14 protein-coding genes are annotated in these 13,539 nt (G+C 55.0%); 7 read left to right on the top strand and 7 right to left on the bottom strand.

Translation table 11 applies throughout. From position 1 onward, the window contains the following. Positions 1 to 10: 10 nt before the first annotated feature. Positions 11 to 490 carry a hypothetical protein gene (locus ACLCGK_RS02880; protein ID WP_056799893.1) on the bottom strand — a complete coding sequence of 160 codons (480 nt, stop codon included), beginning with the start codon at positions 488 to 490 and terminating at the stop codon, positions 11 to 13. A gap of 104 nt (positions 491 to 594) precedes the next feature. Between ACLCGK_RS02880 and ACLCGK_RS02875 the strand changes: the two genes are divergently transcribed. The 5 genes from ACLCGK_RS02875 to ACLCGK_RS02855 are packed head-to-tail and all read left to right on the top strand — an operon-like array spanning position 595 to position 5,506. Further along, positions 595 to 810, top strand: a complete 216-nt coding sequence (locus ACLCGK_RS02875) for a hypothetical protein (protein WP_056799890.1) — start codon at positions 595 to 597, stop codon at positions 808 to 810. A gap of 11 nt (positions 811 to 821) precedes the next feature. After that, positions 822 to 1,952, top strand: a complete 1,131-nt coding sequence (locus tag ACLCGK_RS02870) for a hypothetical protein (RefSeq protein ID WP_410951228.1) — start codon at positions 822 to 824, stop codon at positions 1,950 to 1,952. Between the two features lie 10 nt (positions 1,953 to 1,962). After that, entirely contained in the window at positions 1,963 to 2,595 is a 633-nt protein-coding gene (locus tag ACLCGK_RS02865; protein ID WP_082476851.1) for a hypothetical protein, read from the top strand. 29 nt (positions 2,596 to 2,624) lie between these two features. Next, positions 2,625 to 3,041, top strand: a complete 417-nt coding sequence (locus tag ACLCGK_RS02860; RefSeq protein WP_156675981.1) for a hypothetical protein — start codon at positions 2,625 to 2,627, stop codon at positions 3,039 to 3,041. After that, on the top strand, positions 3,041 to 5,506 hold the full coding sequence (locus ACLCGK_RS02855; protein WP_082476849.1) for a DotA/TraY family protein: 2,466 nt from the start codon (positions 3,041 to 3,043) through the stop codon (positions 5,504 to 5,506). The genes ACLCGK_RS02860 and ACLCGK_RS02855 overlap by 1 nt, the downstream gene beginning before the upstream one ends. 111 nt (positions 5,507 to 5,617) lie before the next feature. Here ACLCGK_RS02855 and ACLCGK_RS02850 read toward each other — a convergent pair whose 3' ends face one another. Then, positions 5,618 to 5,986 carry a hypothetical protein gene (locus ACLCGK_RS02850; RefSeq protein WP_056799878.1) on the bottom strand — a complete coding sequence of 123 codons (369 nt, stop codon included), beginning with the start codon at positions 5,984 to 5,986 and terminating at the stop codon, positions 5,618 to 5,620. A gap of 188 nt (positions 5,987 to 6,174) precedes the next feature. On the opposite strand from ACLCGK_RS02850, the gene ACLCGK_RS02845 reads away from it, so the two are divergent. Next, entirely contained in the window at positions 6,175 to 7,431 is a 1,257-nt protein-coding gene (locus ACLCGK_RS02845) for a hypothetical protein (protein ID WP_410951227.1), read from the top strand. A 91-nt stretch (positions 7,432 to 7,522) separates the two neighbouring features. Here the strand turns inward: ACLCGK_RS02845 and thyA are convergent, their stop codons facing one another. Continuing rightward, entirely contained in the window at positions 7,523 to 8,500 is a 978-nt protein-coding gene (thyA, locus tag ACLCGK_RS02840; protein ID WP_410951226.1) for a thymidylate synthase, read from the bottom strand. A gap of 72 nt (positions 8,501 to 8,572) precedes the next feature. After that, positions 8,573 to 10,234, bottom strand: coding sequence for an exodeoxyribonuclease I (sbcB, locus tag ACLCGK_RS02835; protein ID WP_410951225.1), 1,662 nt, complete (start codon positions 10,232 to 10,234; stop codon positions 8,573 to 8,575). Between the two features lie 116 nt (positions 10,235 to 10,350). Between sbcB and ACLCGK_RS02830 the strand changes: the two genes are divergently transcribed. Then, a complete protein-coding gene (locus tag ACLCGK_RS02830) occupies positions 10,351 to 10,701 on the top strand; it encodes a hypothetical protein (RefSeq protein ID WP_056799867.1) in 351 nt (116 codons plus the stop codon). Between the two features lie 48 nt (positions 10,702 to 10,749). Here ACLCGK_RS02830 and ACLCGK_RS02825 read toward each other — a convergent pair whose 3' ends face one another. The 3 genes from ACLCGK_RS02825 to ACLCGK_RS02815 all read right to left on the bottom strand — a co-directional run bounded on the left by ACLCGK_RS02825 (position 10,750) and on the right by ACLCGK_RS02815 (position 13,529). Then, positions 10,750 to 11,715: an ATPase, T2SS/T4P/T4SS family gene (locus ACLCGK_RS02825; RefSeq protein ID WP_410951224.1), complete on the bottom strand. Its 966-nt coding sequence runs from the start codon at positions 11,713 to 11,715 to the stop codon at positions 10,750 to 10,752. Positions 11,716 to 11,773: 58 nt separating this feature from the next. Next, a complete protein-coding gene (locus ACLCGK_RS02820; RefSeq protein WP_056799861.1) occupies positions 11,774 to 12,322 on the bottom strand; it encodes a type 4 pilus major pilin in 549 nt (182 codons plus the stop codon). 139 nt (positions 12,323 to 12,461) lie between these two features. After that, a complete protein-coding gene (locus tag ACLCGK_RS02815) occupies positions 12,462 to 13,529 on the bottom strand; it encodes a type II secretion system F family protein (RefSeq protein WP_410951223.1) in 1,068 nt (355 codons plus the stop codon). Positions 13,530 to 13,539: the final 10 nt, after the last annotated feature.

Raw genomic sequence — 13,539 nt, 5'->3', positions numbered from 1 at the left:
AAATCCCTAATCAGTTGGACTTCAAAGGCCATTGAGAGTGCATGCCGATGACCTTTCTCACCCTCATCATCGTGGCAATACGCTCGACCAGCTGCTTGGCCAAATCGTAGTGAGGATGGTCAATGACATTGTTGGTAATATTGGTTGCTTCGAGGTAGCACAAGGTGCCCCAGCCGATCGGACTGTCCCCCGCCTGATGATTCAGCCAGTGAATGGCGAACACGCAGGTGCCGAAGGGCATACTCACCAGCAGAGGGATCAATTTCACCAGGACATCCTGGCTCTTTTCATCAATGGGCAATTGGGCAACGCGGGGCAGTGCGTGGGCCATGCGGATGAAAAGCTCGGGAAGCTCCTTGAAATTGTAGGTGAACGTCTCTTTCTTCTCGAACATCAGGATGCAGGCCCGAGCGTCAGGCTGCATGGATCCCCAAAATTCGGCGACAGCCTCCGGGGAGAACAAGGTTGGTGCGGCGGAAATTGAGTCCATGACGACCTCTTGGCCATTCTTTTTTTCATATATTGACTGATTGACGGGTAAATAGCCACCCCGTATGATCATCAATATAAGAATAAATAAGTAGCGGTGGGCCCATGTCTAGCCTCGTCCTTGCAAGCTTCCCAGCCTTTCCCTATACCCTCGAAGAAGTCGCCTCGCCCGACGCGAGCTATAGCGGCAGATCGCACAATCTCGAAACCATCAAAGAATCTCTCGTTGGCTTGAACAAGTATTTCGAGTCCTTTTGCCGTGAGCGTCAGGTTGCCGATCTGAGCAGAAACCTGAACCTTGGCATCGAACTGGCCCAGTGATAGGAATCCTCATGAAAACCCCGAAAAAATACAAGATGCGTGGGCTAGTGGCGGCCATGGCTGTAACGGGCATGCTGTCTACCCAGATGGCGAATGCACTGCTGCCTACAACCGACCCGGCGCTCCTGGCGCAGGCCATTTCGGCGAACATTCAGCGTGCTTTCGAGTGGGCAAAAGACGAGGCCATGCAGCTTGCGCAAATGGATTTAATGGGCGCTCTTTCGGCATTAGAAATAGACTCGCTGAACAACGGGTTCGCCAACATGATTGCCCGCTTCGGCAAAACCCAGCAGGATATCCAGAATACCGAGCAGCTGGAGAAATCGGTACCCGCCCAGGACGCCTGTCAAACTGTCACGGTTTCCAACATCCTGAACGATGCCTTGTGCGCCTCCGACAGTCAGGTAGAAATCATGGAAGCGACCCGCAAGGCCATTTCGGACATGAGCCGGGGTAAACCAGTGGGGAATACCGGCAAGGGGCCGACTGTCGAAGATGTTCAAGAAATACAGGTGAAGCAGTCGATTCAGACGCTTGAGGTCTGCAAAGGCCTGGTGGATGCCAAGGGCAACTCCCTGTGTGAAAAACCCTCGTTGGCAATCAGCCCGCCTGGTGGTCAACTGGACGCCAATGAATACAAGGCGGTGATGATTCAGAACGAGCTGGCCGCCAACGCCATCACCCCTGTTGTGGCCCTGTCTGCAGGGTTTGGGGTGGAAACCGGTACCTACAAGCAGGCCAAACTGCAGGATGATCGTCGAGAGAACGTGCGCAAATTGGCGCTGGCTTCGCTGGATGAGGTGACCATCATTCGCGATGGTACCCTGGAAGCCGATGGGCAGACCCGCAAACCGGGTGAATTGTTTGCCATGCAGAAATTCGCTGACGACCGCTTCGGCAGTGCCGACTGGCTTTGCCAGATAACCAACTCCTGTGCCAACAAATCAGCGAACAGCGGTTATGTGTCACCGGATGAGCTCCAGAAACGTGCCGCAGAAATGGATGCGTTCATGCTCCATCTCTCCGTACAGCAATACAAGCAGTCCCTGCGTCAGGAACAGTTGATGGCAAACCTGGTGTTGATGAACCTGGATCCCGTCAAAAACAACGCAGACACCGCATCCGCACGCTCATCGAAGTGAAACTAATGCCATGAAAACAACAAAAAATACCCCTTGGCTGGCCGCAATGGCACTCTTCCCCGGTTTTGCCAATGCTGCTGATGTGGACACGGTTGGCCAATTGAGCTCCCTGTTTTCAGTGGTGCTCGGCCTCGCTTCCTTCCTTGGCGTGCTGCTTTTCGCCAATGGCCTGATGGCCGTGTATCAGTCACAAACCGGACGCAGCAACAAAACCATTGGGCAAGCGCTCATCCACATGTTCGTCGGCACCTTCATGCTATCGGTAGGCTGGGTCTACGGCCTGATGAGAGCCTCATTTGTAAGCGCCAATGCAACCGGCGTCAGCTATGAAGGACGGGGCACCCTGGCGTTGGACTCAGCAGCCATCTCGGCGGGCAATGCGGCAGCTGCCACCGGCTTTGGCAAGTTCATGCCAGCACAGACGTTGCAGGCGGTCTTCGCCTTCGTCTTCCTGGTTGGGCTTATGGCCTTTGTCCATGGCATCTATCTGCTGAGAAACATTGGTGCCGATGGCGGTAGTCCGGACATGAAACGCGCCTGCATTTACCGAATTTTCGGTGGGCTCGTGTGTATGAACATCACCTGGTTCAGCTGCCTAATTGGCGGAATTCTAGGCATTGAAGCCATGTGCTTTGGAGAGTGACAATGGGCTTGTTCAACGAACTAAGAACCATGAGCCAGACTCAGATCAAATCGAATCTGAAGTTCAAGTCTCTGGCCGAAGATGTGAAGGCCCGCGTACGACAAGAAGAGGATCTGGCCGAAGATCAGGAATGGATGGAAGCCGATGAATTCCGCTTGCGCTACCGCAATGTGAAGATCGCCGCGCTGAGCGCGGCATTTTGCGCGCTGGTGTCATTCATCATGATCGCTTTCGCCAACACCATGCAGGAATTTCTCCTCGCACTGCTCTCGATGCTGGTGCTAAAATTGTTTTACGTGAAATTGAGTTTTTTGCTGTGGGCATCTCGACAGATCTTGGAGACAAGGGAAGTCAAATTCCTGCGCATTGGCGACTATTTTGCGGCAGTGTGTGCAGATCCACGTCAGCTTCTGCCATTGCCTATCGCCCCTAAGGTGAAACAATAATGACAATAAGAAAACACCTGGCTAATTTGCTGCTGTTTGTTTCATCGGTTTTTGCATCTATTGGTGCATACGCCGCAACAGCCGCTGAATCAGCTCAAGCCACGAGCTTCATGCACGATATCCTGGGTGCGACACCATCATCTACCGACCTGGCCGACCAAAGCCTGGTCATGCTGTTCGGCACCTTCATCTTTAAGCCCTTCGGTGGCTATCCCGGCACGGGCGAAGTAACCACCGTGCTGTCCCAGGTACTGGGCTACTCCAACATCGTGGCCATGATTCTCGGGGTCGTGATTCTGTCCTACACCATCCTCGGCGGCGCGGTTAAAACTGCCGCCGATGGCCAATTGCTCGGCCAGGGGTGGTCAAGCGTCTGGCTCCCCATGCGCACGGCCACTGCCTTTGGCTTGATCACACCGGTTTCTGATGGCCAGGGAGTCTTCTCTGTGGCCCAGTCGCTGGTGGTCTGGATGGTCATCGTGGGCTCGAACGCTGGCACCTGGGTGTGGGAAAAGGGGGCTGAAGTGTTGACGGTAGGCAGCCCTGCCATTCCGACCACGGCGGTCTATGATTTCAACGCTTACCGCAATGTTGTCGAGGTGTTGCATTGCTCGGTTGTTCGCCACAAATACCTGGTCTCCAAGGGGGTTTCCGGGGCCCAGACCGGCAACCTGAAATACAGCTTGGGCAGCAACGCCACGGTCAAGAAATTCTCCTATTCCAGTGGCTACACCCTGAATTTTGCTGAACTGAAAACCCTGAACTCGATCAGCTTCACTGATTGTGGCACCATCGCGTTCCCGAACAACACCAACGTGATGGGTGTCTACAACAGCGCGACATCCGGCACCACTGCTGAAAAAACCACGCTCAGCCGCATCCTGAACACCCAGAGCTGGGAAGACACCATTCGGACGAATTACGAAAGCAATATTCCGACTGCTTACCTGGCATTCCTGAACAACGTGCTGGGCAAGGTTGTCACGCTCTCTGATGGCCCAACCCGTGGCGAGATTGAGGCGGCACTGACCAACTATTCGTCCAATCCGGCTGACAAGGCTGTCTACGACAAGGTAGCTACCAACGCTGCGACGCTGAACGAGATTGGCAGTGCGTATCGCACCTACATCGCCGAAGCCAAAAACAAGATTGTGACCCCGGATATCGCCAGTCAATGGAAAACCACCATGAAAGAGGGTGGATGGATGGCTGCAGGCGCTTGGTTCTTCGAGGCCTCCAGGTTGCAGTCGGTGGTGTACAACTACCTGACCAGCCTCACCTCCAGCGCCACGTATGAGGGTAAAGCGACCAATTACGTGACGGGTTGCGGCTTCTTCCACTTCACCAGTTGTGATTCAGCAGCCAAGGATCAGGAGTCGCAGCTGCAGCGGATCGAGGCCCTTCAGAAAGTCGCCAGCACCTCTTCTACAGGTTCGAGCAGCACCCAGGTCATCGAACTCTCGGCGGGCGCTTCGGGCACGCTGGACGCTGGTTTCTTCAGCAGTGTGAGCAGCGCCATCGCCACAATGTTTATGAATGGTCTGATGAACTTTGGCAGCACCCAGGCAGTTGGCTCCAGTATTGGCCTGGTTAGCGGCATGACCACCAACACCTCCGGCATGCTCTCGCCGTTCACCGCCATTTCGTCCATGGGGCGTGGCCTGCAAAGCATCAACGAAACCATCTGGGCGATCGGTTTGGTCGCAGCAGGCATGGCGGGTGGTGCTGACAATGCCGCAGGTGCACTGCCGTTGCTTGGCGCGGCAGGTGGCGGTGTAGCGGGCGTGCTTCGTTACTTGATCGCCACGCTGGTGCCGCTGATGGGTGCCTTGCTTGGCATGTCCTTTGTGATGGCCATGGCCATTCCATTCATGCCTGTGATTACCTGGATCATGATGTGCTGTGGCTATCTGCTGACCGTCATCGAAGCAGTGGCAGCAGCGCCACTGGCGGTGATCATGATGGCGACCCCGGAAGGGGATGGTATCTCCGGGCAGAACATGCAAAAAGCCCTGCAGATGATCAATGCCATCATCCTGCGGCCAACCTTGAGCATTGTCGGCCTGTTCGCCGCGATGACCCTGTCGTACGTAGGGTTCAGCTTGATGAACACGCTGTTCTGGAAAGTGGCGGGTATGAACACCTCGCTGGGCCTGTATGAAATTATCGGCCTGATCACCATCTACATCAGCATGACGATGAAAATGTGTGAATACATGATTTCGGTCATGTACAAGATCCCGGATCAAATCCTGGATTGGATGGGCGGCGGAGTCTCCCGCCCGTTCGGTGAGCAGGAATCGATTGGAGAAATGAAAGGCGCCCTGGGCAAAGGCTCCAACCTCAATGAAAGCTCGTTCAAAGCCGTCAAGGGTGAGCATGACCGCAGCGTGGCCAAAGCCCGGTGGGAAAAGCAAAGGAAGTTCTATGACAGCATGATGGGTGAGGATGACAAGAAGGAGTAATCCTTCAGTCGCAACCCGCCAGGGTGGCCCATGAGGGCCACTCTTTCGTTTGGCCAAAGAAAAACCGCCGAAGCGGAAGCCAGGGCGGTTTGTTCATTGCAGGCAGAGCGATTATGCAGTTTGAGTTTCACCCTGAGCGCGATCGATCAGGAAGCGTGGCGGCTTGATGGCCCAGCACAGCAGGGTCACAACCACATAGAATCCCAGCTGGCCAAAGATCGCCGCGCTCGCGATAAACACCGAAGAACCCTCTGGCATCATCCAGGCCAGCAGTGCCACGGGGGCCGTCAGGATCTGGAAGAGGGTGGCGTAGAGGTCGACATTATCGCTGGCCAGCAGGTCGAAGGTGCTCAGCAGGCCGCCAGTGAGATAGGTGCTCAGCTCCGAAAGCGATGCGGCATCGTAGAGGATGCCCATGCACACACCGGCAGGCAGAACGAAGAATTTGAATACATACCAGATAACTGCAATGGCTTTCATGTCCATCTCCCCGCCGAGGCAATAATTTGTTGGCTGTCGTCAGTTTATGTTTTATGGCCAAATTGTCAAGGGTTTTTTGATGGTCGTTCCTGAGTATTGTGCATTGGTCGGGTTTTTGGGTTTGACCATTTATTTATGCGTATATTGCAACCTGACAATCTCCCCGTGCCATAATGGTGTTAAGAACCTTGAGGAGCATTCCCATGCAATTGTTTTCAGGCCTTGGGGCCAATACACCCATTGATCAGTACCAGGTCAAAAGCTGGTCTCAAGCGCTCGGTCGTGAAACCGTCATGGCCTCGTTGGAGCTCGATGAGCACGGCATCCTGCACGTGAGCGCTACCGACGCAGGGGCGGCATACTATGCCACACTGGGCCTTCCGGAAGCTGCTGATGGTGCTTATGTCGTCAACCTGCACGAAGCTCCCACATCGCTGATCGCCAAGGCCTTGGGGTTGCCAGGTGGCGATACCGCCTTCGAGCGCTCAATGGCCAAAACCACAGGTGAATCTCCGACCGGGTATGACATGCTGGAAGCTGCCCTGCAAGGCCATCCTGCGCAGAGTGGTCGCTTGGTCGCAGGCGAGGAAAAGGGTTCCCGTTTCGTGAAAATTGACGAGAAGCAGTTCGTTGAACCCAATGCCACCAGCCTCCCGGACTTGGCCAGTTTCTATGTCAGGTCGCAAGACACCTATCAAGGCATGGTCAAGACTGACGTGCTGATCAAGGATGGCTCGGAGATCATCCCGGCCTACATTGTCTCGGTGCAGCCAGGTGCGCATGAAAACGCCAGAGATCGCCTGGCCATCTATGCAGCAACCTTACTGGAAGCTGAAAAAATTGGCCATGTCGTCGCAGATAAAATGCGCGGTTTCACCACCACCGCTGATGGCCTGCCGGCCCTGATCTGTCAGGACGCGACCCGCCCGACCTTCGGGATCGTTGCGATTGGGCAATCGGCCAGAAATCCCAACGTCGCCCTGGTCTCTGTCGAGCACGCACTGCTGCATGCCAAGTCCTCAGTGGAGCCTGCCGGGGCCTTCCAGTTCGAGCAGAGCCAGGAAGTCATTCGGGCCTTGGCCAAGGCCAGCGCCCTGCGTGAATTTGCACAGGACGCCAAAGGCCTCTCGGCAATCCCACCTGGAAAACTCGACGGTGGTGTGCGCATTGGCAGGCTGGACATTCCCCGCCACATGACCATTGAATACCTGTCCCTGACTGCCCAGGCTGAAGCCCACACCCTCTCAGGCCCTGTGGCTGCGCTCAGCAAGCGCATCTCCCTCAATGCCACCGAGGTTGAAGACCAGATATCACAATTGCTCAAAGCCGTTTCACGCACGGCTGCGGGGCTGGTGGCTGAAATCGACCGTACCGTCTCAGCGGAAGTTTCTGCGCCAGAGCCGGAAAAACAGATCAAGGGTCAAAACGATTACGGGCTCTCCTGAGCAGGTCAGCAAGAAGAAAAAAGGGGAGCCTAAGCTCCCCTTTTTCATGCAGCGGTGGCAGCGACCCATCATTTTGCCACCTTGACCCCCTTCAAACCGCCATGGGTGCGGTCAGCACACCGTGATGTTGGTAGTCTTTGAGGGCAAAATCACCAGGTTCGATCAGGTCGAGCCATTCCGGCTGGTATACACCGGTCACCGCAAAATCAGGCACGCGCTCACTGATCTCCAGGGTAGGAAGTGGCAGCGGTTCACGGGTCAATTGCTCACGCACAACATCAAGGTGGTTTTCATAGATGTGTGCATCGCCACCGATGATGTAGTTGATCCAGCGTGGCGTATAGCCGGTCAGGCGGGCAAACAGCGACAACAATGCGGCAGCCTCGGCAAGATTCATGCCAAGCCCGAGGAAGGTGTCATTCGAGCGAAGGTAGAGGGAGATGGAAAGCTCTTTCTTCACCGGGTTCGGTAGGAATTGGTACCAGGCATGACAACTCGGCAGAGCCACACTTTCCAAATCTGCCGGGTTCCAGCCGTGGAAAATGATGCGCCTGTCCTGCGGGTTATGCATGATCTTGTCCAGGCATTCGCGCACCTGGTCAATTTCCTTATACAGCACCACGCAGTCTTCATTGTCCGGGTTCTTGAATTCAGCGAGAATCTCGTAACCCCGCCCCAGGGCATCCTTTATTTTCTCCAACTCGGTTTTTTTCAGTCGCTTGTAAGCCGGCCATTTGCGCCACTGCACCCCGTAGATCGGCCCCAGGTCATCATGCCCTTCGCGGTAGGGGTTGTTCAGCCATGCCTGGTTCTCGTTGGCATTTTGATCCCAAACCTTGCAGCCCAGGGCCCTAAATCCTGCTGCACTGGAGGTAGCACGTAGAAAGCCTACAAGTTCGCCCATTGCTGTCTTGAAGGGCAGGCGACGGGTGGTGATAGCCGGAAAACCCACCTTCATGTCAAAGCGCATGGTTGCACCTGGAACACTGAGGGTTTTAACCCCGGTTCGGTTTTCCACCAGGGTGCCTTCGTCCAAAATGTGAGTGAGTAGATCGTGGTATTGTTTCATCGCGAAAATCCCCAGGCTGAAAAAAATGTCCACCTGGTGGGGCCAGGTGGACGTGATGGCTAACCCTGGCAATCAGGGCTGATAGTCGAGTCCCGTCACGTTGTGTCGGGATTCACGGTTTTTCCGATCGGATTCGATCATGCCGATCTCGGTGCGACCAGCCTCCGGGGAGGCCGCTTTGTTCTGCAACTCGGCACTCAGCTCCTTAAGCGACTCGATCATGGCGAGGTTCTGCTCGACGAATGCCTCCATTTCCTTGACCGCACGCTCCTGGTCAGGGGTCAGCGCGGTACTGGCGCGCACTTCGAGCAACTCGGCCTGGTACATCGCGTAGTTGCGAGCATTCTTCGGAGGGTTCTCCTTGAACCAGGCATTTTCAAGGTGCTTGACCCACTCGCTGAGCTCTTCGGGGGTGTATTTGTCGAGGGCAATGACCTGCTCGGCATGGTTGGCCCACTTGGCGCGCAGCGAGAGGTCAAAAGCGCGCAGGCGATCCCTTGCATTGAGGGTGGCGAGCTGGTGGGGATCGGTGCTGATGATTTTGGGCTGCAAGCCATCAAGCCCCTCGGTTTGCACTGGGCGGCGCAGGGATGAGCGCAAGTTCTGTTCGTCACGCCCGAACATGCCCAGGCTGTAAATCCCTTCGTACACGTCCTCACAGGGCGGGAAGACACTCTTCATGCCTTCCTGGAGTCGCTCCCTGAAGCCTGGATCAGCCTCGATCATGGCAGCGTGCTTCAGGCAGCGTTCGATATCCAAACCAGCGCGCTGGAGCACGTCCTGGCGCTGATTGAAGATGTTGAGCGCACACACCAGTGGCTGCTTGTTGAGGGCAATGGCGCGAATCGAGGTGATGCCCTCGCCGTCGCCCAGGTCATTGATGCTGGTGAACATGCGGCGGTTGATCTCGCTAGGCGACAGACTCAGCAGCTCGGTGGGATCCTCGCGCAGGTCAATGCTCCACATCTTGGTCTTGTTCTGCACGCTGTCCATGATCACCGGCAGCATGATCGACAGGTGCCCTTGCTCACGCGGGAAAAACGAATTGATGACAGCCAACGGCTTGCGCTGCAGCACCAGGTCACTGGCAACAGTTTTGTCCGACAAGCTCAGGAAGTAGTCGAACAGCTTCGGACTGTTCTTCTTGACCAGGCGAAGCAGGTCAAGTGTCGCCATCACGTCGAACCGGGCGTCGTGCGCATACTCAAGCTTGATGCCGTTCTCCGCGCACAGATCGCCGAGCTTGAGAGTGTAGCGACCGGTAGCCGGGTTGATCGGCCAACGCAAGGTTTCCGGGCGCAATGCAAAGGCCAGCATGATCAGGCGCATGGCATCACCACGGGTGTTGCCGTTTCGCCATTCATGCTCGTAAGGATCGATCATGGTGCGGTAGAAGGCATTGCGCACCATTTCATCGTCGTAACCCTGCGAGTTGAAGCCCATCATCATCGAAGGAACGCTCGACCCCATGAACCACTCGCGAATACGGCCTGCCGCTTCCCACTCGGTTACTCCATTCTTGAGCAGGGACTCGATGGAAATACCGTGAATGGCGAATGCCTTGGGCCCTGGCACAACATCCGCTCGGGGCTTGACGTCGATCACCAGTTCGCTGCCAGGGATGATATTCAAGTCCTGGTCGACCTTCAGGCCGGCAAACTGCAAGATCTGGTCATGATGGTGCGAGAGCCCTGTGGCCTCAACGTCATACAGCGCAAATTCAATAGGTTTCAAGGTGGCATTCGCTCTGGAAATTGACAATATAGCCCTAAATGAAATGCTTGCAAACTATCATTCTGGGCAGATAGGTTTAGAATAACATGGGAGAAAACCTCTTTGGATCAATAACAATGAAAATCATACCCCTCAAAGAAAAGCACAAGCTGTCCGAAACGGACATTAGCAACCTCAGTCAGTGGATGATTAGCGGCAAGAGTCTGGAAGAGATGGCTTACAGCTTCAACGATCGCATTTCCGTGCCGCAGATCTTCATCGCAGCCGGGATCCTGGCCAAGGAAATGTATGACACCACGCTCGCCGAACTGTGCCCTCACCTGGTAGAGGAGCGCAGGGCGCTAAGTGAATCAAAGCATGGCCAATGGCAGGAAAAAAAGACCGAAAACCGCGTGCTGGACATGCTGCGCAAGCTGGTGGAAGACCTGACACTGTATGAGTACGAGATGATCATACGCCCAGCGTAATACCCCTGAAAAAGCCTGCTCAATTGCAGGCCTTGTCAGGACAAATGATCAATCCAGCTTGCGAAGCTCGATGGGCAGGTTGAGCTGAAACGCTTTGCGCTGCTGCAGCAGATCGTTCTTCAGGGTGTCTAGCGGCAAATTCCTGGCACGGATGGTGCCGGCAACGGCCTGGGTATCCAACAGGGCGTCAACCACCAGCCTGGCCTTGGCAGCCCCAGGCTGGGTCATCAGCTGCTGATGGAGGGCCATGCGAAAGCTCGAAGACAGCAGTTCCCTGACTTCTTCGGCGGTGATGGTACGAGCCGCCATTGAGCACAGTCGCTGAATGGATTGAATGATGTTGCCGGCATGCATGGTCAGCAGCACCAGTCGACCGTCAACCGCTGAACGCAGGGCCAGGGCCGCCGTTTCCGTGTCCCTGACTTCCCCGATCATCATCATCGCATTGGTCTTGGCGGGATAAGCGCGTAATGCTCCGCGAATAGCCTGGGCAAACTCTTCCTCACCGGATACAGGCCTTTGGAAGCAAATGCCCCCGCCATGATCGCCCTGCAAAGGCATCTCGATCGGATCTTCAATGGTGATGCAAATGCCTGAGTACCGCTTCAAACGCTCAACAATGACCGAAGCCAGGGTGGTTGACTTACCGTGCCCTGGGTTGCCCGATACGATGATCAGGCCGCCCTTGTTCATCCGCTCTGAAGTCAAATGGTGGGCAATCGGTGGGGGCATGCCAAGATCCTTCATGGAAAGGATCTCCGAGGGCATTTTGCGCAGGATGTACCATTCACCATTGGCGCTTGGGAAATAGGTGCAGCGGAAAGCCACTCTGCCGTCAGACAAGGTGCAGTCTTCAAGGCGCTTTTTCTTGGCCTGTTCTACCAAAAAAAGAGCACCTGCATGCATCTCGGGTGTTAGAGGTCGTTTCCCTGGATAGCTGTACCCAGCCTTGGGGTTTTCAATGGGCAGGTAAAGGTCTGTAACCGTCTCAAAGGGTGAATTGATAGCGTGCATCTTCAGGCCTTTTCTGTATGCGAAAAAAAAGGGCAGCCTCAGCTGCCCTGATTTTTTGTTAGCGTGCAGTCCAGGACATCGAGACTTCGCCCGAAGAGCCGCAGCCGCTGGTTGCTTGGGCCACGGTGGTGACAGTGGTGGTGCCGGCAACCGCTTTGTCGAAGTGACGGAAGGTGCGGGTCATCAGATCGACGCAGGTGGCGGCTGGAACCTTGGTGAAGGTCACAGTGAAGCTGTCATTTGCCACGTTGGTGGTATCCGGCACGATGGTCACAGCGCCAGTGTTCTGGTTCCAAGGGTGGCGGAAGCGCGAGGCAGTACCCGAAGCGCCACCAGTGCCAGAACGAACCAGCATGTTTTCTGGGACGTTGCCGAAGCGCATCGCCACATCAGCGGTCAGGCCGGTGTAGTCACCCTGGGTGGCAAACTGGTTGCGGATCACGGAGGTCAGGGCTGTGAGGCTGGCGGTGGCTTCCTGAACCTTGGACGATTCGTTAGCCGAGTTGAAGTAGACGAGGGCGCCGATGGTAATCACCGCCATCAGTGCAACAACCATCATGGTTTCGATCAAGGTCGCACCGGCTTGGCGACGGAAATTTAGCTTCATAGCATTACACCTTTTCTTGTTTTTATTGTGGTTGGGTAACGGTTCAAACAATATCACCTTAATTCGAATCCTTCAAGCCAATATATGGTTAAAGCGTAGTTTTTTGCTGTCCGTCACTATTGGCGTTTTGACAATGGCATCAGATGTTCGCAGCCTGGCCCATGGCGTTGGCAACTGCGTTGAAGCACATATAAATCCACCCGACATAAGCCGTAATGCCGAACATGGCACCCGCGTTGATAAGGCTTGAGATGACCGAAATCCTTTCGATCCCGCGCTTGACCGATTGGCGACCGATTTCATTGATCGCCTGCTGGAAATTAGCGTTATTGCTCATCATGTGCACGCTAACCATCATCTCTTGCGAGAGCAACCCAGTGTCCATGGATTCTGATAGCGACAACCCGTCCGCAATGTTGACGATCATCCGATCAAGGTGGTCTTGAAGATAAGCATCTGAATATTTGCTCAATTTCCCCATTGCATCCACGAACGGAACCCCTGAGCGCATCAATGCGGCGAGGGATATCAGCAGGTTGGCGCTGTGAAAGGCCTTGTAAAAGCTGTAGGGTGGGAACTTGTCCAGATACTTGCGCACCGTGCCGGTTGTTCTAGGCAAACTCCACCCAACCAGCACAGCCAATGCTACGAGCGCCAGGCCGACAAAAATCCCCTTGTTCTGCACGAACATGGCTGTGGAGTACATGCTTTTAGAGTTTTCCGGCCAAAGGCTTGGGTCAATCACCTCGGCGATACGCGGAATGATTTTCAGCGAGAAGAAGTAAATAAGCCCAATCAGAGCGAACACGAGCACCACAGGGTAAGAGAGCTTGTTAACAATCACCGACTTCATCTCTGTGGCTGCGCCCACAGCATCAATGGTGTTCTGCATGCCACTGACTGGGTCACCACTTTCCATACCTGCGCGCACGGACATTGCCTCGTTGGCAGGCACCCACCTCGAAAGCGCCTCCGAGAAATCAATCCCCGAGGACATTTGCAAAGAAATGTCTTCGAGAATGGTCACTTGATACATGAACCTTCTTGCCTTCGCTTTCTTGATTGAAGTCGCCAGATCGGTCACGATATCGTTTATGGCCACCCCTTGCTGGAGGTAGTCCAGGAAGGATTGGTACATATTTTTACGCGCATCAGCGCCAAACTGAAACTTTGTCCACCACTCTTTTGCCGCCAAAGTGAATGTCATAGTAGGCTCC

It is taken from the genome of Pseudomonas sp. S1(2024) (assembly GCF_046557535.1).
Note: the sequence above shows the minus strand (reverse complement) of the source record. Positions and strands in the feature narration are given on the sequence as shown.

Bases quoted from the DNA above. Each gene is read 5' to 3' on its own strand.
- ACLCGK_RS02820 (WP_056799861.1), bottom strand. From the start codon at position 12,322: ATGAAGCTAAATTTCCGTCGCCAAGCCGGTGCGACCTTGATCGAAACC.
- thyA (WP_410951226.1), bottom strand. From the start codon at position 8,500: ATGAAACAATACCACGATCTACTCACTCACATTTTGGACGAAGGCACC.
- ACLCGK_RS02815 (WP_410951223.1), bottom strand. From the start codon at position 13,529: ATGACATTCACTTTGGCGGCAAAAGAGTGGTGGACAAAGTTTCAGTTT.
- ACLCGK_RS02870 (WP_410951228.1), top strand. From the start codon at position 822: ATGAAAACCCCGAAAAAATACAAGATGCGTGGGCTAGTGGCGGCCATG.
- ACLCGK_RS02860 (WP_156675981.1), top strand. From the start codon at position 2,625: ATGAGCCAGACTCAGATCAAATCGAATCTGAAGTTCAAGTCTCTGGCC.
- ACLCGK_RS02830 (WP_056799867.1), top strand. From the start codon at position 10,351: ATGAAAATCATACCCCTCAAAGAAAAGCACAAGCTGTCCGAAACGGAC.
- ACLCGK_RS02865 (WP_082476851.1), top strand. From the start codon at position 1,963: ATGAAAACAACAAAAAATACCCCTTGGCTGGCCGCAATGGCACTCTTC.
- ACLCGK_RS02875 (WP_056799890.1), top strand. From the start codon at position 595: ATGTCTAGCCTCGTCCTTGCAAGCTTCCCAGCCTTTCCCTATACCCTC.
- ACLCGK_RS02850 (WP_056799878.1), bottom strand. From the start codon at position 5,986: ATGAAAGCCATTGCAGTTATCTGGTATGTATTCAAATTCTTCGTTCTG.
- ACLCGK_RS02825 (WP_410951224.1), bottom strand. From the start codon at position 11,715: ATGCACGCTATCAATTCACCCTTTGAGACGGTTACAGACCTTTACCTG.
- ACLCGK_RS02880 (WP_056799893.1), bottom strand. From the start codon at position 490: ATGGACTCAATTTCCGCCGCACCAACCTTGTTCTCCCCGGAGGCTGTC.
- ACLCGK_RS02855 (WP_082476849.1), top strand. From the start codon at position 3,041: ATGACAATAAGAAAACACCTGGCTAATTTGCTGCTGTTTGTTTCATCG.